Annotated in this window: 18 protein-coding genes; 9 read left to right on the top strand and 9 right to left on the bottom strand. The window is 52.9% G+C overall.

The window, feature by feature from the left end; translation table 11 throughout:
* The first annotated feature begins 18 nt into the window (after positions 1-18).
* The 3 genes from C5Y83_RS00650 to astB are packed head-to-tail and all read left to right on the top strand — an operon-like array spanning position 19 to position 3,801.
* Positions 19-1,050, top strand: coding sequence for an arginine N-succinyltransferase (locus C5Y83_RS00650; RefSeq protein ID WP_105327716.1), 1,032 nt, complete (start codon positions 19-21; stop codon positions 1,048-1,050).
* Between the two features lie 19 nt (positions 1,051-1,069).
* Positions 1,070-2,497, top strand: a complete 1,428-nt coding sequence (locus tag C5Y83_RS00645; protein WP_105327715.1) for a succinylglutamate-semialdehyde dehydrogenase — start codon at positions 1,070-1,072, stop codon at positions 2,495-2,497.
* Positions 2,497-3,801: an N-succinylarginine dihydrolase gene (astB, locus tag C5Y83_RS00640; RefSeq protein ID WP_105327714.1), complete on the top strand. Its 1,305-nt coding sequence runs from the start codon at positions 2,497-2,499 to the stop codon at positions 3,799-3,801. The genes C5Y83_RS00645 and astB overlap by 1 nt, the downstream gene beginning before the upstream one ends.
* On the opposite strand, the gene C5Y83_RS00635 is transcribed toward astB, so the two are convergent.
* Both C5Y83_RS00635 and C5Y83_RS00630 read right to left on the bottom strand, forming a co-directional pair.
* Complete coding sequence (locus C5Y83_RS00635; RefSeq protein ID WP_105327713.1) at positions 3,791-5,200, bottom strand: amidase; 1,410 nt, start codon at positions 5,198-5,200, stop codon at positions 3,791-3,793. The two genes, astB and C5Y83_RS00635, sit on opposite strands and share 11 nt — an antisense overlap.
* Positions 5,201-5,259: 59 nt before the next feature.
* Positions 5,260-6,204, bottom strand: a complete 945-nt coding sequence (locus tag C5Y83_RS00630) for a hypothetical protein (RefSeq protein WP_105327870.1) — start codon at positions 6,202-6,204, stop codon at positions 5,260-5,262.
* Positions 6,205-6,496: 292 nt separating this feature from the next.
* On the opposite strand from C5Y83_RS00630, the gene C5Y83_RS00625 reads away from it, so the two are divergent.
* On the top strand, positions 6,497-7,717 hold the full coding sequence (locus C5Y83_RS00625; protein ID WP_105327712.1) for a pyridoxal phosphate-dependent aminotransferase: 1,221 nt from the start codon (positions 6,497-6,499) through the stop codon (positions 7,715-7,717).
* On the opposite strand, the gene C5Y83_RS00620 is transcribed toward C5Y83_RS00625, so the two are convergent.
* The 7 genes from C5Y83_RS00620 to C5Y83_RS00590 are packed head-to-tail and all read right to left on the bottom strand — an operon-like array spanning position 7,714 to position 13,415.
* Complete coding sequence (locus tag C5Y83_RS00620; RefSeq protein ID WP_105327711.1) at positions 7,714-8,262, bottom strand: RNA 2'-phosphotransferase; 549 nt, start codon at positions 8,260-8,262, stop codon at positions 7,714-7,716. The genes C5Y83_RS00625 and C5Y83_RS00620 overlap by 4 nt on opposite strands.
* Before the next feature lie 20 nt (positions 8,263-8,282).
* Complete coding sequence (locus C5Y83_RS00615) at positions 8,283-9,122, bottom strand: TIGR02452 family protein (protein WP_105327710.1); 840 nt, start codon at positions 9,120-9,122, stop codon at positions 8,283-8,285.
* Complete coding sequence (locus C5Y83_RS00610; RefSeq protein WP_105327709.1) at positions 9,109-9,582, bottom strand: NADAR family protein; 474 nt, start codon at positions 9,580-9,582, stop codon at positions 9,109-9,111. The genes C5Y83_RS00615 and C5Y83_RS00610 overlap by 14 nt, the downstream gene beginning before the upstream one ends.
* Positions 9,485-10,189 (bottom strand): bifunctional nicotinamidase/pyrazinamidase, encoded by a 705-nt coding sequence (gene pncA, locus C5Y83_RS00605; RefSeq protein ID WP_199194946.1) that lies wholly within the window; start codon positions 10,187-10,189, stop codon positions 9,485-9,487. The genes C5Y83_RS00610 and pncA overlap by 98 nt, the downstream gene beginning before the upstream one ends.
* A gap of 10 nt (positions 10,190-10,199) precedes the next feature.
* Positions 10,200-11,237 carry an ADP-ribosylglycohydrolase family protein gene (locus C5Y83_RS00600; protein WP_105327707.1) on the bottom strand — a complete coding sequence of 346 codons (1,038 nt, stop codon included), beginning with the start codon at positions 11,235-11,237 and terminating at the stop codon, positions 10,200-10,202.
* 1 nt (position 11,238) lies between these two features.
* Positions 11,239-11,934 (bottom strand): NUDIX hydrolase, encoded by a 696-nt coding sequence (locus C5Y83_RS00595; RefSeq protein ID WP_233206996.1) that lies wholly within the window; start codon positions 11,932-11,934, stop codon positions 11,239-11,241.
* Positions 11,931-13,415, bottom strand: coding sequence for a nicotinate phosphoribosyltransferase (locus C5Y83_RS00590; RefSeq protein WP_105327706.1), 1,485 nt, complete (start codon positions 13,413-13,415; stop codon positions 11,931-11,933). Before C5Y83_RS00590 ends, C5Y83_RS00595 begins: the two co-directional genes overlap by 4 nt.
* Before the next feature lie 232 nt (positions 13,416-13,647).
* Between C5Y83_RS00590 and C5Y83_RS00585 the strand changes: the two genes are divergently transcribed.
* The 5 genes from C5Y83_RS00585 to C5Y83_RS00565 all read left to right on the top strand — a co-directional run bounded on the left by C5Y83_RS00585 (position 13,648) and on the right by C5Y83_RS00565 (position 21,383).
* Positions 13,648-16,614: an FAD-binding and (Fe-S)-binding domain-containing protein gene (locus C5Y83_RS00585; protein WP_105327705.1), complete on the top strand. Its 2,967-nt coding sequence runs from the start codon at positions 13,648-13,650 to the stop codon at positions 16,612-16,614.
* A 317-nt stretch (positions 16,615-16,931) separates the two neighbouring features.
* Positions 16,932-18,314, top strand: coding sequence for an SUMF1/EgtB/PvdO family nonheme iron enzyme (locus C5Y83_RS00580; RefSeq protein WP_233206995.1), 1,383 nt, complete (start codon positions 16,932-16,934; stop codon positions 18,312-18,314).
* 48 nt (positions 18,315-18,362) lie between these two features.
* Positions 18,363-19,745, top strand: coding sequence for a Gfo/Idh/MocA family protein (locus C5Y83_RS00575; RefSeq protein WP_105327703.1), 1,383 nt, complete (start codon positions 18,363-18,365; stop codon positions 19,743-19,745).
* Between the two features lie 173 nt (positions 19,746-19,918).
* A complete protein-coding gene (locus C5Y83_RS00570; protein ID WP_105327702.1) occupies positions 19,919-20,467 on the top strand; it encodes a hypothetical protein in 549 nt (182 codons plus the stop codon).
* 52 nt (positions 20,468-20,519) lie between these two features.
* Positions 20,520-21,383 carry a hypothetical protein gene (locus tag C5Y83_RS00565; RefSeq protein ID WP_105327701.1) on the top strand — a complete coding sequence of 288 codons (864 nt, stop codon included), beginning with the start codon at positions 20,520-20,522 and terminating at the stop codon, positions 21,381-21,383.
* Positions 21,384-21,398 lie beyond the last annotated feature (15 nt).

Raw genomic sequence — 21,398 nt, 5'->3', positions numbered from 1 at the left:
AAACATGGTGGATGCTTTATGATTATTCGTCCGGTCGAACCGCGTGACCTAGATCAGCTTCATGAGTTGGCACAGTTGACTCAATATGGGCTGACTACGTTACCGAAGGATCGGACAGTCTTCGAGAAACGAGTAAAACAAAGTTTACGTTCGTTTGAGGATCTCAGCGATGCCGATCCGCAGGGACAACTCTATCTATTTGTCATGGAGGATCTACCGACCAAAAAGATTGTGGGGACCTGCGGGATTGTGTCGAAAGTCGGCGGTTTCAAGCCGTTTTACGCTTTCCGAGTTGTGAAGGAAATTCAGAAATCGACGGTCCTGGGAAGCGAGCACGAGCACGAGGTCTTAACGCTGCTCAAGAACCATGATGGCCCGACGGAGATCGGAAGTCTCTTTCTGCATCCCGAATTTCGTGGAGGTGGAAACGGCAGAGTGTTGTCATTGTCGCGTTTCCTGTTCATCGCCCAATGGCCAAAACTGTTCGAGCAGGAAGTTATCGCCGAAATGCGAGGTGTCGTGGACGAGCGTGGCAACAGCCCTTTCTGGGAGGCGTTGGGCGTTCACTTCTTCGGAATCGAGTTTCCTCATGCCGACATGCTGAGTCTGATCAACAAAGATTTCATTGAAGAGCTCATTCCACGCCATCCGGTTTATATCGACTTGTTGCCCGGCGATGCCCAGGCATCCATTGCACAAGTTCACGCGAATACAGTACCTGCTCGGAAACTACTCGAACGACAAGGTTTTCGTTATGAAGGATTGGTCGACATCTTCGAGGCAGGTCCAGTCTTACACTGTGCCCGAGACGAGATCAGGGTCATTCGGAATAGTGGATTCCTTCCTGTTGAGCAGATTGTCGACGAACTTGACGTCGATACTTCTCGACACATCGTAGCCAAGATTGAACCAACGTTTCGTGCCGGTAGTGGCCGATTGGTTGCAAAGGCGAACGGTGTAATTATCGAATCGACACTGGCCAACGAATTGGGGATCGAAGTCGGACAGGAAGTCCGATTTGCTCAGCTTACACCTCCGCAACCATCGTAATCCTTCCAGGAGGTCTTGTATGTTATACATTAGCGGACAATGGCGCGACGCCGCGGGCGAGCCACTGACATCGTTCAATCCAGCAAACGAAGAAGTCGTTTGGCAAGGCAATGCCGCATCCGAACAAGATGTTCAAGCCGCATTCCAATCTGCTACTTGCGCCCAGGAAGCATGGCAAGCTAAATCGGAAGATGATCGAGCTAGTGTTTTAGAACGATTCGCAGAATTGGTGCGCGCTTACAAAGACAATCTAGCGAAGACCATCTCGGATGAGGTTGGCAAGCCTCTGTGGGACGCACAATCGGAAGTTACTGCTACCGCGGCCAAGGCAAGTGTAACGATAGATGCTTACCAACGGCGGCGCGATCGAGAGGTAGTGACTTTGCCCGATCGCACCGGACGGACTGCCTACCGACCGTTGGGTGTTGTCTCGGTATTTGGTCCCTTCAACTTTCCGTCGCACATCGCGAACGGTCAAATCATGCCTGCCTTATTGGCTGGGAATGCCGTCGTCTTCAAACCAAGCGAGTTGACGCCTCTGGTTGCTGAAACAATGGTACGATTGTGGGAAGAATCAGGACTTCCGCCGGGCGTGTTGAATCTGATTCAAGGTGGCGTTTCGACGGGGCAAGCAATTCTGAGACAACCAGGACTGCGAGGATTGTTCTTTACCGGTAGCCGTGCCACGGGCGTTAAGCTTCGGCACGCTTTGGCCGATCGCCTAGAAGTGTTGCTAGCCCTGGAACTGGGTGGGAACAACCCGTTAGTCGTTCATCAACCTAGCGACATGGATGCGGCCGTTGAAAAAATAGTCCAATCGGCCTATCTCAGCTCAGGTCAACGTTGTACCTGTGTACGGCGTTTGATCGTCACCGGAGAATCGAAAGATCTCATCAAGATGCTTGTCGATAGGACAAGTCAACTTTGCGTAGGATTACCGAGCGATCGCCCGGAGCCGTTCGTCGGACCGCTTGTTCACGCGGCTGCCGTGGATCGAGTTCGCGACGAGCAGCGTCGGCTCAAGTCGTCGGGGGCAAGCATACTGCTTGAAGCGAAACGCCAATCCTCCTGTCGAGCCCTTATTAGTCCCGGCATCGCGGATGTCACGAATTGTTCTGAGCGAACTGATGACGAAATCTTTGGCCCGCTACTACAAGTCATTCGCGTTTCTGATTTGGAAGCCGCAATCCGAGAAGCCAACGACACGCAGTTCGGACTAGCTGCGGGTATTCTATGTGATCGAAGGGAAGACTTTGCTCAATTTCGAGATCAAGTTCATGCTGGTCTAATCAACTGGAACTTGCCGACAACCGGTGCCAGCGGAAGATTGCCGTTCGGTGGAATCGGACAAAGTGGCAATTATCGCCCGGCTGGTTATCACGCAATTGATTTTTGCCAAGCAGCAGTTGCAGAATTGGAGTCGGCGCCAGATCAGGAGAACTCCTAGTGTCGGCCACTGAAGTTAATTTCGATGGATTGATCGGGCCGACGCATCATTACGGCGGATTGTCTCCTGGCAACCTCGCATCGCAGCAACATCGCCACCAAATATCCTCCCCTCGCAAAGCGGCGTTGCAAGGTTTGGCGAAGATGAAACGTGTGGCCGATTTAGGCTTGGTCCAAGGTTTCTTCCCGCCGCAGCGTCGCCCCGATTTTCATTATCTTCATAGCCAAGGATTTTCAGGCGACCCAGAGGAGATACTTTCGAAGGCATATCAGCAGCGCCCCGATCTGTTGAGTCATGCGTATAGCGCGTCTGCGATGTGGACGGCGAACGCGGCAACCGTTTCGCCAAGTGCTGATTGTCAGGATGGCAAAGTTCACGTAACCCCAGCGAACTTGCAAGCGATGCAACATCGCAGGCTGGAAGTGGAACAAACAACGACTTTATTAAGTCAGATCTTTCACGATCCGAAGCATTTCGTAGTTCACGATCCGTTGCCGGCGGCGATGACCACCAGCGATGAAGGTGCCGCAAATCATACTCGATTGTGTGAAGCGTACGGCGAATCCGGGATCGAGCTTTTTGTTTACGGGCGCGATGCGGATTCGGGAAACTTCGATTCCAAAGTTATTGCCCGTCAAGCGATGCAGGCCAGTTACCAAGTGGCTGAACAGCATCGTTTAGACTTGTCACACTGCATCTTTGCGCAGCAAAACCCCATCGCTATCAATGCGGGCGTATTTCATAACGATGTCATCGCTGTTGGCAATCAAGATCTGCATTTGCTGCATGAGTCGGCATATCTTGAGCAAGACAGAATCCTGCACGAACTCGAGATGGCAGTGGGCCCGCACCTGAAGACGATCGTCGTACAAGAACAGGAACTGTCGTTGGAAGAGGCGGTGAAAACCTATTTCTTCAATAGTCAGCTAATAACCGTAAATGCGGGAAGCATGTTGTTATTGTGTCCTATCGAATGTGAAGAATCGGATCGAGCAAAGCGTCTTATCGATTCGATTCTTACCGGAGACAACCCGATTGATCGGTGCGAATTCGTCGATCTGCGAGAGAGCATGCAAAATGGAGGTGGCCCAGCCTGCTTGCGGCTGCGAGTCGTGTTGACGGAGGAAGAACTTGCTTCGATTCCTAATAACTACCTACTCACAAATCAGAGATACGAGGATTTGTACGATTGGGTAAGCCGACATTACCGCGAACAGCTTGCCATCGAGGACCTCGCCGATCCAGCGCTGGTGTATGAGGTGGATGCGGCATTGGATGAACTTGAAGCGATGCTTAATCTGTAAGCATCTTCGGTCGAATCGAAGTAAGGGGCCGCACCTGCTGGTAATAGTGAGCCGCTTGAAGGACCGAAACGTCTGCATGTCGCGGACCGATGATCTGTAGCCCGATTGGCAGGCCGCTCTTCGTGAAACCACAAGGGACCGAGACCGCGGGCTGTCCGGTCATATTGAACGGATAGGTGAACGGCGTCCAGGTCGGCCAGCGTTCATGGTGCCAACCTTTGGGAACTTCCAGGCCAGCATCGAACGCGGGAATCGGCAAGGTTGGCGTCAACAGTAGATCCCAAGTCTGGTGGAACAGGCTCATCTTTTCGGTGAGTTCAGCACGAACGTTGGCAGCGCCCATGTAATCGAGCAAGGACCGTTCGCTGCCCCATTGGGCGACCTTGATCAAGTTTGGATCCATTTTCGCGCGATCCTCGGGGCCGATGTCCCGCAAGGCATTGGCTGCTCCACCGTAAAATAGGATGTCGAACGCCTCGAGTGGATCGGAGAAGCCAGGATCGCAGGTTTCGACAATTGCCCCTGCTTCTTCAAAGGCACTCGCCGCAGCGTTGACGGCTGCTTCCACCTCTGGGTCAACGTCAACGTAACCGAGATTTGGGCTATAAGCGATTCGCATTCCCATCACGTTCGCGACATCGAGCGCATCGCGAAACGATACTGTGCAACTGGGCAACGTCATATCGCGTGCGTCGGGTTCAGCCAAAACGTCCATTAGAAGCGCGGCATCGGCCACCGTCCAGGTCATCGGACCGACGTGAGCAAGTGGATAAAACGAACTAGGTGGCCACATCGGACAAACCCCGTGAGTGGGCTTGTGACCGACGACACCGCAGAACCCTGCTGGGATTCGAATGGACCCCCCAGCGTCAGTTCCTAATGCCAGAGGCCCCATGCCCAACGGAACGGCAGCACCACTTCCGCCGCTGGAACCTCCTGATACCTTGGTTGGATCCCACGGATTCGACGTCACGCCGTCCAGGGGATTATCTGTCACACCCTTCCAGCCAAACTCGGGTGTGGTTGTGCGCCCCAGTGGGACGAATCCATTTCGCCGCAACGCGGCAATCGCTGGAGCATCGACCTTCAATGGGTCCGGGGAAGTCAGCGTCGATCCTTTCCGGTTGGGCCATCCTTTGGTGATGAAGATGTCCTTTACGGCAACTGGAACACCGTCAATCGGACCCAGCGGAGTACCGAGCTGCCACCGCTGCTCGGATTGTTTGGCCGCTTCAAGCGTTAACTCCTCGTTCATAATGTTGTAGGCATTAACTTTGGAGTTGTGCTGCTCAATTCGCTGCAAGCAAGCCTTGGTCGCTTCGACCGGAGAGAGCTCTCTGGTCGCGAATAGGGCAGTCATTTCACCGGCCGTCATGTCGGCAACTTCTGGAGTGGGCATGGCTATCGCTCGTCCTTCGATCAACTAGGCTGTGTGAAATTGATGAGACATTCGGCGATCTACCGCGGAATGACTAGGTCACTACCACCAACAGGCGAACATTTCACGGGTGCACCATCTCGCTCGATCAGTTCCATCACAACGGCAGCGTTACGCACGCGTTCTTTAATTTGAGCATCGTGATATTCTGCGGTATTCCAAGGAGCATAAATCGCCTCTTCGGAAGGACCTGGTTCGATTTTGAAATAGCAAGGAGCACAAAGGCGAGCAATTTCCGCCGCCTCATAAAAGCGAACAAAACCACCCATCGCGTTGACTAGGCAAAGATAGATATCCATCGGAATGCTAATGGCATCACGAATCGCAGAAAGCATGGGTAGTGTCAAATCCGCCAACGGGTTGAAACTGTTCGCGCCTAGCGTCTCAGCCAGCTTGGCACCAGCTGGATTCGCGTGACCAGCGAAAACCGATAGCTTGAAGATCGTCTCGGCAGGAATTACTCCTTGATCTCGCAAGTTGCCAACCAAAGATAACAAACCTTCGTCAGGGACAAGAAACCCGCGGAATCCCGCTTCTAGACAGCGGTCGCAATCCTTCAGCCAGTGGCGAATACTATCTACGCCTCGCAATCGCATCCCCGATACAATCCCTTCACCAGTCGTAATCTGGCGACCGGTATCCCATCCACGACGTGGACCTAGCGTCATGATGACTTCGATCTTCTTCTCTCGCGTTATCGCTGCAAATTCGTCGAGTTCCCCCTTGGTCAGAAACGTAGCACCACCAACGGTCGCAATGATGCGATGAACGGGAACGTTCAAACGTTCCGCTTCTTTCAGCATGGTCTCCAGAGCAGAAACACGTTCGACGCCGGCGATTTCGATTCGAAAGTGTCCACCATCCGCGAAAGAACTTTTTGAGGAGGTGAGCGCATAGTCATCGCGAGTGGGTAGTCCGAATTCCTCTAGGGCTTTCTCGAGTTGCGTGTTATCGATTACAGACAATGTGATTGCTCCTGTTGAAACTCGAACGAATTGAACTTCACCATCATACAAAGCGTCGGTGAGTCGTATGCGATCTCGCTACACGATTGTGAATTACGATGAGACAGTTGTTGTTCGCATCCTATCGGTTCTTACAAGAAAGGCCAACCGCGATAAAAAGTTTCTTGTAGAACTTTACGATTGTTCTTGAAACGAAAATACAAAATCGGACAAGATGCAACGTGTCGCGTTGCGAGACACCCCATGAGCAATCATTCGTTTTAACCCACGAAGAAGTTGAGGACATGGTCGAATGCTGGATGATAAGAGTGAGAAACTAAACAAGGGATTGAAGATCCCTTCCGATGACGATGCCTTTGAATGGAGTCCTGCTCTGCGAGCTTTACCGGTGCCTGGCATCCGGCGAATGGTGAATCTTGCGGCGACGATGAAAGATGTTATCCACCTTTCCATCGGCCAGCCCGATTTCAAGTGTCCAGGGCACATCGTCGAAGCACATGTCGAAGCGCTTCGGGCAGGTGAAACTGGTTACACAATGGATGCTGGTCTGCCAGAGCTTCTAACGGAACTGCAAAAATACTACCAAAAGCGGACCGGTCGCGAATTGACTGAGGACAACATCCTGGTGACGACAGGCGCTACCGAGGCGATGTACCTGGCGATCAGCGTGTCCGCAGCACCTGGAAGACAGTTTTTGATTCCCGATCCATGTTTCCCGCTCTATGCACCGTTGGTGCGTATGCATGGGGGAGAGGTAAAACCAATTCCGACGCGCGCCGAGCACGGACATCAACTCGATCCGCAAGAGGTGATTGATGCGATGGGACCACGCACGTTCGCCATTATTCTTAACTCGCCAAGTAATCCGACTGGGACAGTTTATCCGCCAGAGACAATCGAGGCGATCGTTCAAGAGGCAGCGTATCAAGGAATCAAGGTCATCAGTGACGAAGTGTACGATCACCTGATTCTCGACGACTTAGAGTATGCCAGTGTGCTTGGCCATACATCTGATCTGGATCACGTGATGATCGCCAGCAGCTTTTCCAAATCGTACGCGATGCCGGGCTTGCGTGTGGGATGGGTGATCTCGAGTCAGGGGACCATCAAGATGCTCCGTCGGTATCATATGTTTACGACCACCGTCGCCAATACGCCAGCCCAGTGGGCGGGTGTCGCAGCGCTACGCGGCGGCAATCAGTGCATCGAAGAAATGGTGACCGAATATCGGCGACGACGCGACCGCGTCGTGAAGTTGGTAAGCGAGACGCCTTACTTGACCGGGTATTGGCCCCAAGGTGGATTTTTCATCTTCCCTTCGCTTCCAGCGCATACGAACGGAAGTAACTTGGCGCTGCGAATGCTGGAAGAAATTGGTGTGTGTGTGGTACCGGGCGAAGCATTCGGTGAGAGCTGCATCAATTCATTCCGAATCAGCTATTCGACATCGATGGATAAGATCGAACAGGCATTCGAGCGAATGATTCCGTGGATGGCCAAGCAAGAACTCTAAACGGACTGCTTGAGATATTGCGGCGGCACGTGATCGGTTAGCCAAACCGCGTTACCAGTGACAAGAAACTGGTGTCCGTCGATAACCATCTGCTTTGCGTCGATTTCCAAGACGGTGGGCTGACCATGTCGCTTGCCGACTTGGATCATTGTCTCATGATTAATGGATAGATGAACATGGTGCCGGTTTCCTTTGATCAAGCCTTGGGCGAAGATCGATTCGAGAAACCGCGTAGCCGTTCCATGGAACAGCAGATCCGGCGGGATGGCCGCCTCATATTGCAGATCGACTTCCGCGGAATGTCCCTGGCGGGCGCGAATCTGAGACCGATCTGCCGAGAATTCAAATCGTTGTTTGTCGTTGTCGCTAACCACTTCTTCTAGCGTAGCCGGTGTGACGAACGTGCCGTTGTTGGACAACGCGGCGAGAAGAGCCGTTGCGCTTACCCAACCCCCTGGCTCTAGTGTAAGACCAACCGAATCCGGGCGGTGACGCAAAATGAAGCTCAGCCGTTTGCTGATACTTTTTAATTGTTTCGTGTTCATGTTTCTTAGTTTGATTTTTTCTAAAATGTCAGCCACTTTCGGAAGGGGCTGACGATCTGTTCTTGTTCGGTTTTGTCGAGGACCGCGAAGTGCACTTTGGCGAAGCAACCGACGAATCGTCCTGTGCTGGTTAGTGCTTCCGCGAACAAACGAGCGATCATCGCTGGATCGTTAAGGAAAACTCCACAGCCCCACGCACCCAGGATCAAGGTATCGAAGCCAAAATGAGCTGCCATTGAGAGCAACTTATTGATACGGTTTGCCATCGCCGGTTCGATGTCGGACTGGCGAGTGGATTCGTTCTTGATGACGGCACCCGCATTCACTGCCGGCGCGGTCACGAAGTTCATGAGATACGGCTTATCTAACAAAGTGCCATCTTCATCGCGAAACACGGGCACGCTCGGACTCAGGATCATATGATCGGTGTAGAAAGCCGTATGGCAATCACGATTGATCTGGTAATAGTCCCATTGGGATTCGAGCGTGGTTACCAAAGCCGAGCTACGGGCCAAGCTCTCCTCTTGGGCTTGGCTACCGCCCAAGAAGCCCCCGCCGGGATTCTTGGCGGATGCGAAGTTCAAGCAAAGAGTTGCTTCCCCTGGAGATTGATCCGCGAGCGTCCTGGCACTGGCTAACGTGGTTTCGTTCGACACGGAAAACTGGGTATTCTTTGCACCTTCCCAGTTGTGATCCAGCCAAGGTGCGAAGTGGTCCGGTTTGACCAGTTGAGTAGCTCTCAGTGACGCGGCGACTTGATCAGCAATCGTCACACGCCGTCCATTGGCAGACTTGTACCACCCTTGTTCGACAATCTCTACGGTTTGTTGGGCCAGTTCGGCTCGTTTACTTCGACTCATGATCTTTATCTGCTGTTTCTGTTTGTGATTCACGCAGTTCGTCGCGAATCTCCATCAATATCTTGCCAAGCCAATTTTGACCTGACCTGTCCTTGCCGGCGCCCCAAAAGTAATCTCGTCCGGCCGCTTCCACGATTGTTTCTTCACCGGTTGCGAGCAGCAATTCTTGTAGGGAGTCATGCGCATGAAACTTGCTGCGTACCGCTGCGCGCATCACGTCGATCTTCACTTCTTCCCAATCGTCACGAATCTTGACCTTTCGGCTACGCCCCAGACGGGCTGCGATCATGGGGCTTTTCGTCTCACGAATCTTCTTTTGGTATTCGGTATCTTCGAACTTCATTGCCTGAAAGTAGTGCTCGCTAGTCCGATATTCGAGACCGTCGATCGTGAACGCGAACGGAGCGAAGTTTGAGAACTCGCCGTAGGTGTGCTTCGTCGAATAGAATTCGATGGTCATCGTTTTCCTCGCTTATGATTTCAATTCCCGAACGTGTCATCTCGTCGATCGCGGCTTGGCAGTCTCCATCATTCAGCTCAACACCGCGAACCCCTTCCTGAATTACCTTGGTTGTGAAGCCCAGTCCAACCGCGTCCAGTGCGGTGAACTTAACGCAATAGTCCGTTGCCAGACCGACAATGTGGACTTCTTTGACGCCTTCCTTTCGTAAGTAGTCTTGCAATCCCGTGCTCTTTCGTCGTGCGTTGTCGAAAAAACCACTGTAGCTATCGATCGAAGAATCCGTTCCCTTCCGCACGACATGATCGATCCCACCTTGGTTCAGCCCAGGTGCGAATTGGGCACCGTCGGTTCCTTGAATGCAATGATCTGGCCAAAGAACTTGTGTCAGGCCCTCAAGTTCAATGACATCGCCAACTTGCTTTGCTGGATGCTGACTGGCAAACGATCGATGAGCAGCAGGATGCCAATCCTGCGTCGCCACGACCAACGGATAGCCCGGCATTAAGCGGTTGGCGACCGGAATCACTCGGTCTCCCTTGTTCACCGCAAGTGCGCCGCCGGGGAGAAAGTCGTTTTGAATGTCGATTAACAATAGGGCGATCATGATGTCACCTTTAGTAGGGCGGAAGTAGTCTCCGCAAGCCGAGCGATAACACGGCGGTTGTAAATACGATGTTTCTTAGGAATGTTGTTGGCCAGTGCATACCTGGTGGATTGCCGTTACCTGATGCAAGTGAGTCGCTCAGCTGTTCCATCCATGTCATGTTTCGAGGCCATTCGGTCAATTTACTCAGCCATTCCTGCGGTAGAGAAGCGTTGGTTAAGTTGGCTCCACAAATGGCGCCAGCGATGGCCGCAACCGTGTCGGTATCCCCTCCGAGGCGAACCGCGTCTTCGATGCACTCGCGGAAGTTGGTTGGTGAAGACGCCCAGCAATAAATTGCAGCTGGCACAGTTTCATTCACGTAGCCACTTACTCCTTTCGACCATCCCATGACTTGCGAGTATTCCTGTGGCGTTTTGCCTTCTTCAAGCAATGGAATAGCAGCACTTATTCGCGATCTTAATTCTTCCCCTTGAATGACCGGAATGTATTTCTTCAGGAACGTCAAAGGATCCTGTGTTTCACCGCGTGCGGTCAAACCAGCTGCAAACGCGACAATGAGCGATCCTTCGAAGGCGCGTTCATCGGTGTGAGTCATACGCGTTGATCTTCGGACAAATTCCACCATTTCGCTCTCCGATCGGGAGACGATACCGATCATCGCACTTCGCATCGCCGGTCCATTGCCTGCACTCAAGACGCCACTATTACTTGGGCTAAATCCGATTAACAGCTTGATGCAAGCTCGTAGCGTTGCAAAACCTACGCCCGCCGGCACAGCTAGAAGCCAACACCTCAGTTGATGCGCGAATTCCCGCTCGAAGCGATCTGGATCGAGGCCTGAAAGGGCTAGAGCACGGGTAACCAGCTGAGTATGTTCCGTATCATCGCTGACCATGGCCAGGCCGTAACCGAGGCTAGGAGTGAACGGGGGATCGCCGTACATCCGTTGAGCTCGTCTAGCTGGAAGGCCCTCGCGACGAAGACCAACAGCATCGCCTAACGCCGTCCCTAGCAGGCAACCCAAGATGTACGGATACCGATTCATGCTAAATCTCGAAGTGAAACCCTTGTTTGGTGAGCTTGTCGTAATTCTTCTTATCAAAGCGGAACAATCGTGCGGCGCGGTGGGCCACGTCTTTTTCGATTTCGTTGGTTTCTTTGACGATTTCCATGCCGAGGACTTTCTTGCGGAAGTTACGCTTGTCCAGCTCTCGGTCCAGGATCACCTCATATAAATGTTGAAGTTGTCGCAGCGTAAATTTGTCTGGCAAGAGCTCGAAACCGATCGGTTGATAGCGGACCTTGCCTCGTAATCGATCGTGGGCCGTTTTCAAGATCTGGTGGTGATCGAAAGCCAACTCAGGTAATTCGCTCATCGCGAACCAAGCCGCGTTGCGAGCATCGGTACTAGCCTGAACGTTGTGACCTTCCAAATTGACTAACGCATAATAGGCAACCGTCACGACGCGTTCGCGCGGATCTCGCTCCAAATCACCAAAGGTGTAAAGTTGCTCGAGGAAGATATCTTTCAAGCCTGTCTCCTCTTGCAGTTCGCGACGAGCGGCGTCGTCCAGCGTTTCGTTGATATGCACGAAGCCGCCTGGGAGTGCCCATTGTCCTTCGAAAGGAGACAGATCTCGCTGGATTAACATCACCATCAAGTCGTCTTCATCGAGCGCGAACACCACAATGTCAACCGTTAATGCTGGTCGGGCATACTCGTATTGATGCGTTTTCTTCACGATGGGTCTTCCTCTGCTTGCCAACGAGCCTGCCGAGCCTCGTGAATCATGTTGTCTCGTAGTTCATGCAGGCCAATATCAAGGCCAACCGGATACTCGTGAGGATTCATGAATCGACGAATCGTCGGATGCAACGAGGCCAGTTGCCGTTGGGCTCGCTCACGAATGTCCTTTAGTGATTCGGCCATCGCGACTCGCTTACCCCCTTGCATCGCTGGCCGGAGAAGTTCGACCGAGGTCGTCTCTGCTAGCCGTTTGCGTCGCGTGGCATCTTTGCTATCGACAATGACTCTCCGTGGATCAACGCCTACTTGTTCGTCATAAATCATGTCACCGACCATACGGCCGTCTTCCATGTAACGACGTACCTGTAAGGTTCCGGGGATCGATGTCTTAATCGCCTGTTCTGATAGTTTGACCTTCGGTTGCCATGTGCCATCGGCTTGCTGGATAGCGGCCAGCTTATAAACGCCTCCTAAGGCAGGTTGATCGAATGCGGTAGCCAATTTGGTTCCCACTCCCCAGATCGCGATCTGGCTACCTTGCGATTTGAGGTTTTCGATGATGTGTTCGTCCAGGTCATTGGAGGCAACAATCGCGGCTTTGGGAAATCCTGCTTCGTCTAGGATCTTGCGTGCCTCGATGCTGAGATATGCGAGGTCGCCTGAGTCGAGACGAATTCCGACCATCTCGTGTCCTTGTTCGCGTAGCTTTTTGCCAACTTTACAGGCCTGGCGGACTCCATCAAGCGTGTCATACGTATCGACCAGGAAGACGCAATTATTGGGCATTGCTGCGGCGTATTGAGCGAATGCTTCCGCTTCCGTATCGAACGACATAACCCAGCTATGGGCATGGGTTCCTTTCACGGGAATGCCAAACATCTTGCCAGCCAAAACGTTGGATGTGGCAGTGCTTCCACCGATGTAGGCAGCCCTGCTGGCGGAAAGAGCGCCATCAATACCTTGGGCCCGTCGCAGTCCGAATTCCAAAATCGGATCGTCTCCTGCCGCAGTCGCAATACGAGCCGATTTGGTGGCAATCAATGTTTGAAAGTTGATTAGATTTAACAGGGGTGTTTCTAACAATTGACACTGCAGAATCGGGCCGCGAACCCGCAAAAGTGGTTCCTGCCCGAAGGTAACGGTTCCTTCCTGAACCGCATCAACATCGACCGACAGCTTCGTTTGCCCCAGATAATCGAGGAACGCCTGTTCGAATAGAGGAGCACCATCATTTCCGGTTAGGCTGCCCAGGTAATCCAAGTCGGATTGCTCGAAGCGGAATCGCTCCAAGTATTGCAACGCTTGCTCGAGACCAGCGGCAACCGCATATCCACCTCGGAAAGGTGGCTTGCGAAAGAACAAATGGAATACCGCATGCTGATCTGCCCGTCCCAGCTTCCAATAGCCGTAGGCCATCGTCAGCTGGTACAAATCGGTTAGCAGCGCTAACGGAGGTTGATAGAGTTCGTTGAGCATTTCCGTCTCCTTGTTAGTGTAGTATAGACACTAACTGAGATGATGTCAACAGAAAAGCGTATCCGAAGTTTGGTGTTAGCAGGCGTTCGATGTGCCAAAAACCTCGTCTCCACTGGAAGGATTTCTATGAAACGCGCACCAATGCCTATCCCCGATGGGAATTTGTGATTTGGGCCCCTATGATGGAAGAGTAATCGCCCAATGCTCGTCCTTCCTTGTGTCAAAGTCCCCTATGGATACCGCCGCTGCACCCGTCTCTGTTGATCTTAGTGATCAGTTCGCTACTCTTCGCTCGAAATTACAAGGAGAACTGCACACTGGCCAATTGATGCGGACTCTATACTCCACCGATGCCTCGGCCTACCAACAGATGCCGCTGGCGGTGGCCATTCCGAAGACGAGCGATGATATCCGCGAATTGATTCTCTTTGCCGGGAAGCATGGTGTTGGCTTAATCCCGCGAACGGCTGGGACCTCGCTAGCGGGGCAGGTCGTTGGAAGTGGCATCGTCGTTGATGTCTCACGCAACTTTACACGCATCTTAGAGATCGACGCAAAAGAGCGAACAGTCTGTGTCGAGCCCGGCGTCATCCGCAACGAGCTCAACTTGGCGCTTAAGCCGCACGGCATGTTGTTCGGTCCCGAAACCTCAACGCAAAATCGAGCGATGCTTGGCGGGATGGTGGGCAACAATTCGTGCGGATCGAATTCGATCAAGTACGGCAGCACCCGCGATCATCTGCTGGAGATCGAAGGGTTTCTCTCCGATGGATCGTTCGTGACCTTCAAGGCACTTTCGAAAGAAGAGTTTGAAGCTAAGTGCAACGGCCCCGATTGCTTAGAGACGACGCTCTACAAGCAAATCCGAGCGATGCTTAGCGATACCGAGAATCGCACAGAGATTGAACGTGAATTTCCTAAGCCGTCCATCCCGCGTCGTAACACAGGCTACGCAATCGATCTATTGATGGACGCGGATGCGCTGAACGAAGGAAGTGACAAACCGTTCAATTTTTGCAAGCTGATCGCCGGAAGCGAAGGGACATTGTTCTTCGCCACGAAGATCAAACTGAATTGTCTACCACTGCCACCGAAAGTGAACGGATTGATTTGCGGGCACTTCGAGACAGTCGACGAATCATTACGCGCCACGCAAATTGCTGTGAAGCATGACTGCTACGGCTGCGAACTGATCGACAGTTACATCCTGGCTTGTACCGAACGAAGCATCGAACATCGCGCCAATCGATGGTTCGTGCAAGGCAGCCCCGGTGCGATCCTAGTGATCGACATCCGTGGCGATGCGGAGCATGAAGTCCAATCGCGCTGCGATCGGATCATCGCGGAAATTCAAGCCGCCGGATACGGCTATGCATTCCCCGTGCTCTTCGGAGAGGATACCGAGAAGATCTGGGATCTGCGAAAGGCAGGACTCGGATTGCTAGGTAACACGCCGGGTGATGCGAAGCCAGCGCCCGTCATCGAAGATACCTGTGTCGATGTGGATGATCTGCCAGAATACATCGCGGAGTTTAATCGGCGACTACAAGATCGGTTTGGCTTAGAGTGTGTTCACTATGCGCATGCTGGCAGTGGTGAGATTCACCTGCGCCCGGTGATCAATTTGAAGACGCCCGACGGGAATCGTCAATTTCGCGAGGTCGCGGAAACTATCGCGGAACTCGTCAAACAATACCGAGGGTCGCTCAGTGGTGAACATGGCGATGGCCGGCTTCGGGGCGAGTTCCTGGAATACATGATCGGAGCTCGTAACTACCAATTGGTCCGTGAGGTTAAGCGGACCTGGGATCCAGGCGGAGTGTTCAATCCGAATAAGATCGTCGATACGCCGCCGATGAACAGCTCACTCCGTTACACGCCAGGACAGCAGCCACGTCAGCCTGAGACACTGTTCGACTTTTCGTCGAACTTCGGCATTCTCGGCGCGGCTGAAATGTGCAACGGCTCAGGCGATTGTCGCAAGACGCACCTGACTGGCGGTACGATGTGTCCCAGTTACATGGCCACACGAAACGAGATGCACACGACTCGCGCCCGAGCGAACGCGTTACGACATGTGATTACCGATTCGGACGCGACCAATCCTTTCGACAACGAAGAGTTGAAAGAGGTCCTCGATCTCTGTTTGTCATGCAAGGGCTGCAAGAAGGAATGCCCGTCAACGGTCGACATGGCCAAATTGAAGGCCGAATTTCAACAGCATTATTATGATGCCCACGGAGTACCACGCCGCGCGAAATTGATTGCTGATTTCACGAGCAAACAAAACCTGGCCGCCAAGTTCCCATGGCTTTGGAATTTGTTGTTTGGTACCACGTTTATTCGGAAAATCTTGAATCGTTTAACCGGCTTCCATCCGGAACGAACCATCCCGCTTCTTCCCAGGCAAACGCTGGCATCCTGGTTTGCAGAGCACAAGGCGCATGAAAATGCCGGAAAAGTTGGACGGGTACTGCTGTTTAATGACGAGTTTACAAACTTCCATGATCCACATGTTGGGATAGCGGCTGTCGAACTTCTCGAACGGCTCGGCTACTCGGTCAAGATTCCTGATCACGGCGAGAGTGGCCGAACTTGGTTGTCGAAAGGATTACTTCGGGAGGCTAAGAAGCGGATCGATCACAATCTACGTCTGCTTGAGGGACAACTCAGCGATGGAGTCACGATGATTGGTCTAGAGCCGTCAACGATCCTCACCTTTCGCGACGAAACCTTGGAATTGGCAGATCCCGAGTTACGGCCAATCGCTCATAAGATCGCCCCCCAATGCTTGATGTTCGAGGAGTTTGTCCAAAACGAGGTCAGGGCAGGGCGGATCACGCCCGACTCATTCACGGACGAAGCGAAATCGATTTCGTTGCACGGACACTGCTTCCAGAAGGCACTCGTCGGGCAATCAGCCAGCATTGTGGCGTTGGGACTCCCTCGCAACTATACGGTAAAGACTATTCCCAGTGGATGTTGCGGGATGGCTGGATCGTTTGGCTACGAGGCCGAGCATTACCCGATTTCGATGCAGATTGGCGAGTTGGTCCTCTTTCCTCGCGTCCGGGAACTATCGGAAGAGACGCTGATCGCTGCCCCAGGTACCTCGTGCCGACATCAAATCCACGACGGTACATCTCGTAATGCAAAACATCCCGCCCAAATCTTGCGAGATGCCCTCGTCATTTCGTGAGATTGTCCAGCAAAGAACCTCAATCGAAGCGGAACGATACCTATTTTGTAATTCGTTATTTTCTATTTTGTTGCATTTGACGCCCTAGCGGGTGTGATCTCCCGCGATATGGCAGTGGTTTAGGCAATTGTGACATATTGCGCATGGCATTGTGACTATTGCACGGGCGTGCTCTTCGCCTAAGATGTACCTGTTGCTGCAATTTCTCCGGCAGTAACTCCCCCTCATGAGCTCCCCCCTTTCCTATGAGCGTCGTGGAATTCTGCGGCGAAAAGTGTCTCAAGTCACTGATGTCAATCTGTATGAAACTTCGTTGCTTGCTTAGCGTCTCTATTTGTTTTCTCTCTGGATCTCTCAATGCGGCGGAGGTCGATTTCGTAAAAGAAGTCGCGCCGATTCTGGAGTTCAACTGTGTCTCGTGCCATTCAGGGGATGAACCAGATGGTGACTTCATCCTGACGTCGAAGGAAATGGCATTCGATTCAGGTAGTGGCGGGGCGATTGATCCCGGCAATCCTGATGACAGTATGCTGTACACGATGACCATCGTCGAACGCACTGATGATGAACTGATGCCCCCTCTGCGATCTGGTGGTCCACTTAGGAAAGAAGAGACCGAATTGCTGAAGAAGTGGATCGAAGAAGGAGCAAATTGGCCGGAAGACGTTGAATTGAAAGCGAAGGCGAAGAAGTCAACGCACGTCTCGCCTGACGACTTCGAATTGGTTAAGAAAATCCATGCGAAGATTGTCGCCCAAGCCGAGAAGGAAAAAGGAGAAGCGGCTGACTATAAGAACACGATCCCAGTCACCGAGGTCGACTACCAAATGATCGCGGTCCCAGGTGGCGAGTTTCTGATGGGAAGCCCGGAGACGGAAGAATTCCGCAAGCCGGAAGAAGGGCCGCAAACCAAAGTGACCGTCGATCCATTCTGGATTGGCAAGTATGAAGTCACCTGGGATGAGTACGAACCGTTCATGATCACCCAGGTCGATCGCTACAAAGATGGTTCCCGCAAGGACTTCAAGTCGGATGAGCATACCATTGTCGACGCGGTTAGCCAACCAACGCCACCCTACACCGAAATGAGTTTCGGCATGGGGCAGCATGGCTATCCCGCGATCAGCATGACTCAGCACGCCGCCAACAAGTACTGCCAATGGCTTAGCGCTCAAACCGGGCACTTCTATCGCTTGCCTACCGAAGCGGAATGGGAATATGCTTGCCGCGCCGGCACGACATCCGCCTATTCTTTCGGTGACGACCCAGATCAGCTGACCCAGTATGGCTGGTTCTACGACAACGCGAACGAAAAGTACCAGAAGGTCGGTTTAAAGAAACCCAATCCATGGGGCATCTACGACATGCACGGCAACGTCATGGAGTGGACTGCCGATCAATACGTGCCTGACTACTTCAAGCAAATTCAAGAAGATCCCAACAATCCCTACATTAAGCCAGTCACGCTGTATCCACGTAGTGCGCGTGGCGGTGGTTGGGATGACGATCCAGATCGCTTACGAAGTGCGGCCCGTCGTGGTAGCGACGCACTTTGGAAGCAGCAAGACCCTCAGCTTCCCAAGAGCGTGTGGTATCACACCAACGCTCAGCAACTTGGCTTCCGCATTATTCGCCCTAAAAAGATACCCTCGCCAGAGGAAATGTACTTCTACTGGAATAGTGCGAAAGACGTTTTCTAGCCCCACTTTCATTCCTCCTTTTTCTTTTCCTAATTAACAGGATCGATTATGAGCGAACGACTTGCCCCTAAGAATACTCGCCGCGACTTCATGAAAGTTGCTGGCGCCGCTTCTGCACTGTCCGCCTTTGCGGTGCCCCACGTGCACGCGGAAGAGAAAGAGATCGGCACGATCCAAGTCGCCCTGGTTGGGTGCGGTGGTCGTGGTTCCGGTGCCGCTGCTGACGCTCTAAATGTGCCGGGCGCACGCACCAAGCTGGTCGCCATGGCCGACGTGTTCGAACACCGTCTGACGGGCAGTCATCAATCGCTCGATCGCAATTTCCAAGGCAACAAGGAAAAGGTCGATGTGCCGAAAGATCGCCAGTATGTTGGTTTTGAAGCCTACAAGCAGGCCATGGACGCTCTGAACCCTGGCGACGTCGTGATTCTGGCCACCCCGCTCGCATTCCGCTGGGTCCATTACACTTATGCGATCGATCGCGGTTTGAATGTGTTCATGGAGAAGCCCGTCATCGCCGATGGCCCAAGCGCCAAGAGGATGATTGCCTTGGCCGAGCTGGCTGACCAGAAGAACATCAAATCGGCTGTTGGTCTAATGGTTCGCCACTGCCGCGGTCGCCAGGAACTCCACGAGCGAATTCAGAATGGTGAAATCGGCGATATCGTCTGCATGCGTGCCTATCGTATGCACGGTCCAGTCGCCTCGGCCTTCTCGACCCGCAAGCCAGACGACAAGACCGAAGTCATGTACCAAATCGAACGTTTTCACAGCTTCCTGTGGGCGAGCGGCGGTTGCTTCAGCGACTTCTACATCCACCAGATTGATGAAACTTCGTGGATGAAGAACTCGTGGCCGGTTAAGGCACAAGCTTTAGGTGGTCGTCACTACCGTGGTGATTTCATCGATCAGAACTTCGACACCTACGCCGTGGAATACACCTACGACGACGGCTCGAAGCTGTTCTTCGATGGTCGCACGATGCTCGGTTGCCGCAACGATATGTCCAGTGTCGTTCACGGTAGTAAAGGATCGGCGATCGTCAGCACCTCAGGCCACACGCCTGGTAAGGTTCGTACGTTCAGCGGCCAAAAGCAAAGCCGCCGCGAAGTGACGTGGGCCTTCCCGCAGCCAGAAGAAAACCCATACCAATTGGAATGGAACGACTTCATCGACGCGATCGTCAACGATCAGCCGTACAACGAAGTCCACCGCGGCGTTCAAGCCAGCCTGGTGACGAGCATGGGCCGCATGGCTGCCCACACCGGTCAGGAGATCACCTACGAACAAATGCTCAACTGCGAGCAAGAGTTCGCTCCGAACGTCGACAAGATGACCGAAGATGGCCCAGCCCCGGTCACGTCCGACGAAAACGGCCGCTATCCAGTGCCGGAACCAGGCAAGAACCGCGACGTCGAATACGCCGTCTAAGCGTTCTTTGCCGAGTCGTTCACAACGAAAAGCCTTCCGGTCTTCATGATCGGAAGGCTTTTTTCGTGACAAAAGAACGTGGAATGTGCGTCCGCGAGCAATATAATGCGGTTTGGCCTCCCTCCCAGAGAGTGGCACTCTGTGAGAAGATACCCAACCAGGAGTTTCCAGCTATGAGAATCGTTTGCGCCTCTCTTTTCATGTGGATTGCCATTGCTGTTTGCCTTGTTGCGGAAGAGCCTACCAAGGGGAAAGAGAAGTCACCGAAGGAAATCGTGGAAGCTGGTGTCCTGCAGTTCTACCAGCGTATGGCCTCCGACGATGCTCAGGTTCGCGAAAAAGAGCTCGATACGGTGATACCTGATCAAAAGACGTTAGCAGCCTTGCTGGGGGATGATGCGCCGTTGATCTGGTCTCGCTTCGCCGATCTTAGGAAACAGATCATCGCCCAAAGCGACCGGGCGAAGCAGGAAGCCGACCACATGGGAAAGATTGTCTCGGTCGAAGCGGTCGATATCCGCCATGAGGAAGGCTTCGGCAAGTATGACCGCATGCTGGAAGTGATTCCCCAAGACATTCCCGTCTACCGCGCCAAGATACAGTTCGCTAAGAGTACCGGCGGCGCCAGCTTCTACGTGGTCATTGACGGGCACATGAAGTTCGTGCGTGGTTTGGATGGCATGGTCAAATACATCGACGAGCAAAAGAAGAGTAAGCCGTAGTCTGCGTGTTAGAGTTTTCATCGATAGCTGGCATGGCGATAGGAGACTTTTCATGGAACCATTCGCACAAGATCTAAATGAACCGGCGGATGATGGGGGCTCGAATCTGCTGCATCCGGCGTTGACGGAAGATCGCTCCCGCGGATACCGCACGGCAATCATTACGATTATTGCCTGTTGGGTCCTGGCCGCTCTCGGTCCGTTAAGTTTAATCTTTCCGCTGGTTGCCGTGGCTGTTTTGCTGCAGCTCATAAGTCAACGCAAGTTATGGGCCGCCTTTCTCCTGACGATTGCTACTCCCTTGTTCGTATCTGCCGTTTGGGCCGTTCCGGACTACGCTCGCGGCACTGCCAAGATGCGCACAATGGGGCCCATTTCCTTGAATTATTACAATCCCCATCCCCAAGTACGTTGTGGTTATCTATCCGGCGGTTGTTTTTCCACGGGGAACGAGTGGCTGACTATTGTGCCCTACAATTTTATGCTCACCGGAATTGCAACCATGTTTGGCCCGATGCCAGGCACCTATGCGGGGGCCTACCCTGACGAAAATCAGGCAAAGTCCGCTCTACAACACGCTATCTCGCTATCTTCTAAGGAACTCGCGGAAGACGTATTGAAGGTCGGCGACGCAACGGTCCAATTGGATCAAGGGGTGGGATCGCAGCTTCTCAAAGAAATGTTCTACGACCATGACAGGTTTTACGGTTGGCATCCAAAAGCGAAAAATGGTGCCGTCCTTTACAAGGAAGATTGCGTAATTCTGCGTATACCGCAACCCTATTCGGATACGTCGGAAACGTCTGCGTTGATTGTCCTTGTCGATCGAGAAAAGGGTCGACCGTTCGCCTACTATGCCGAGGGGAGATGCTACTTCTCGCATCACCCCGTACCGTACCAACGACAAGCTCTGTAGGTCAGACAGAACGAT

Origin of the sequence: Blastopirellula marina (assembly GCF_002967765.1) — a bacterium.
GTDB lineage: Bacteria > Planctomycetota > Planctomycetia > Pirellulales > Pirellulaceae > Bremerella > Bremerella marina_A.
Note: the sequence above shows the minus strand (reverse complement) of the source record. Positions and strands in the feature narration are given on the sequence as shown.

Coding starts and splice junctions, on each gene's coding strand:
- C5Y83_RS00650 (WP_105327716.1), top strand. CDS start 19: ATGATTATTCGTCCGGTCGAACCGCGTGACCTAGATCAGCTTCATGAG.
- C5Y83_RS00645 (WP_105327715.1), top strand. CDS start 1,070: ATGTTATACATTAGCGGACAATGGCGCGACGCCGCGGGCGAGCCACTG.
- C5Y83_RS00635 (WP_105327713.1), bottom strand. CDS start 5,200: ATGCCCACTCCAGAAGTTGCCGACATGACGGCCGGTGAAATGACTGCC.
- C5Y83_RS00625 (WP_105327712.1), top strand. CDS start 6,497: ATGCTGGATGATAAGAGTGAGAAACTAAACAAGGGATTGAAGATCCCT.
- C5Y83_RS00620 (WP_105327711.1), bottom strand. CDS start 8,262: ATGAACACGAAACAATTAAAAAGTATCAGCAAACGGCTGAGCTTCATT.
- C5Y83_RS00615 (WP_105327710.1), bottom strand. CDS start 9,122: ATGAGTCGAAGTAAACGAGCCGAACTGGCCCAACAAACCGTAGAGATT.
- C5Y83_RS00610 (WP_105327709.1), bottom strand. CDS start 9,582: ATGACCATCGAATTCTATTCGACGAAGCACACCTACGGCGAGTTCTCA.
- pncA (WP_199194946.1), bottom strand. CDS start 10,189: ATGATCGCCCTATTGTTAATCGACATTCAAAACGACTTTCTCCCCGGC.
- C5Y83_RS00600 (WP_105327707.1), bottom strand. CDS start 11,237: ATGAATCGGTATCCGTACATCTTGGGTTGCCTGCTAGGGACGGCGTTA.
- C5Y83_RS00590 (WP_105327706.1), bottom strand. CDS start 13,415: ATGCTCAACGAACTCTATCAACCTCCGTTAGCGCTGCTAACCGATTTG.
- C5Y83_RS00585 (WP_105327705.1), top strand. CDS start 13,648: ATGGATACCGCCGCTGCACCCGTCTCTGTTGATCTTAGTGATCAGTTC.
- C5Y83_RS00575 (WP_105327703.1), top strand. CDS start 18,363: ATGAGCGAACGACTTGCCCCTAAGAATACTCGCCGCGACTTCATGAAA.
- C5Y83_RS00570 (WP_105327702.1), top strand. CDS start 19,919: ATGAGAATCGTTTGCGCCTCTCTTTTCATGTGGATTGCCATTGCTGTT.
- C5Y83_RS00565 (WP_105327701.1), top strand. CDS start 20,520: ATGGAACCATTCGCACAAGATCTAAATGAACCGGCGGATGATGGGGGC.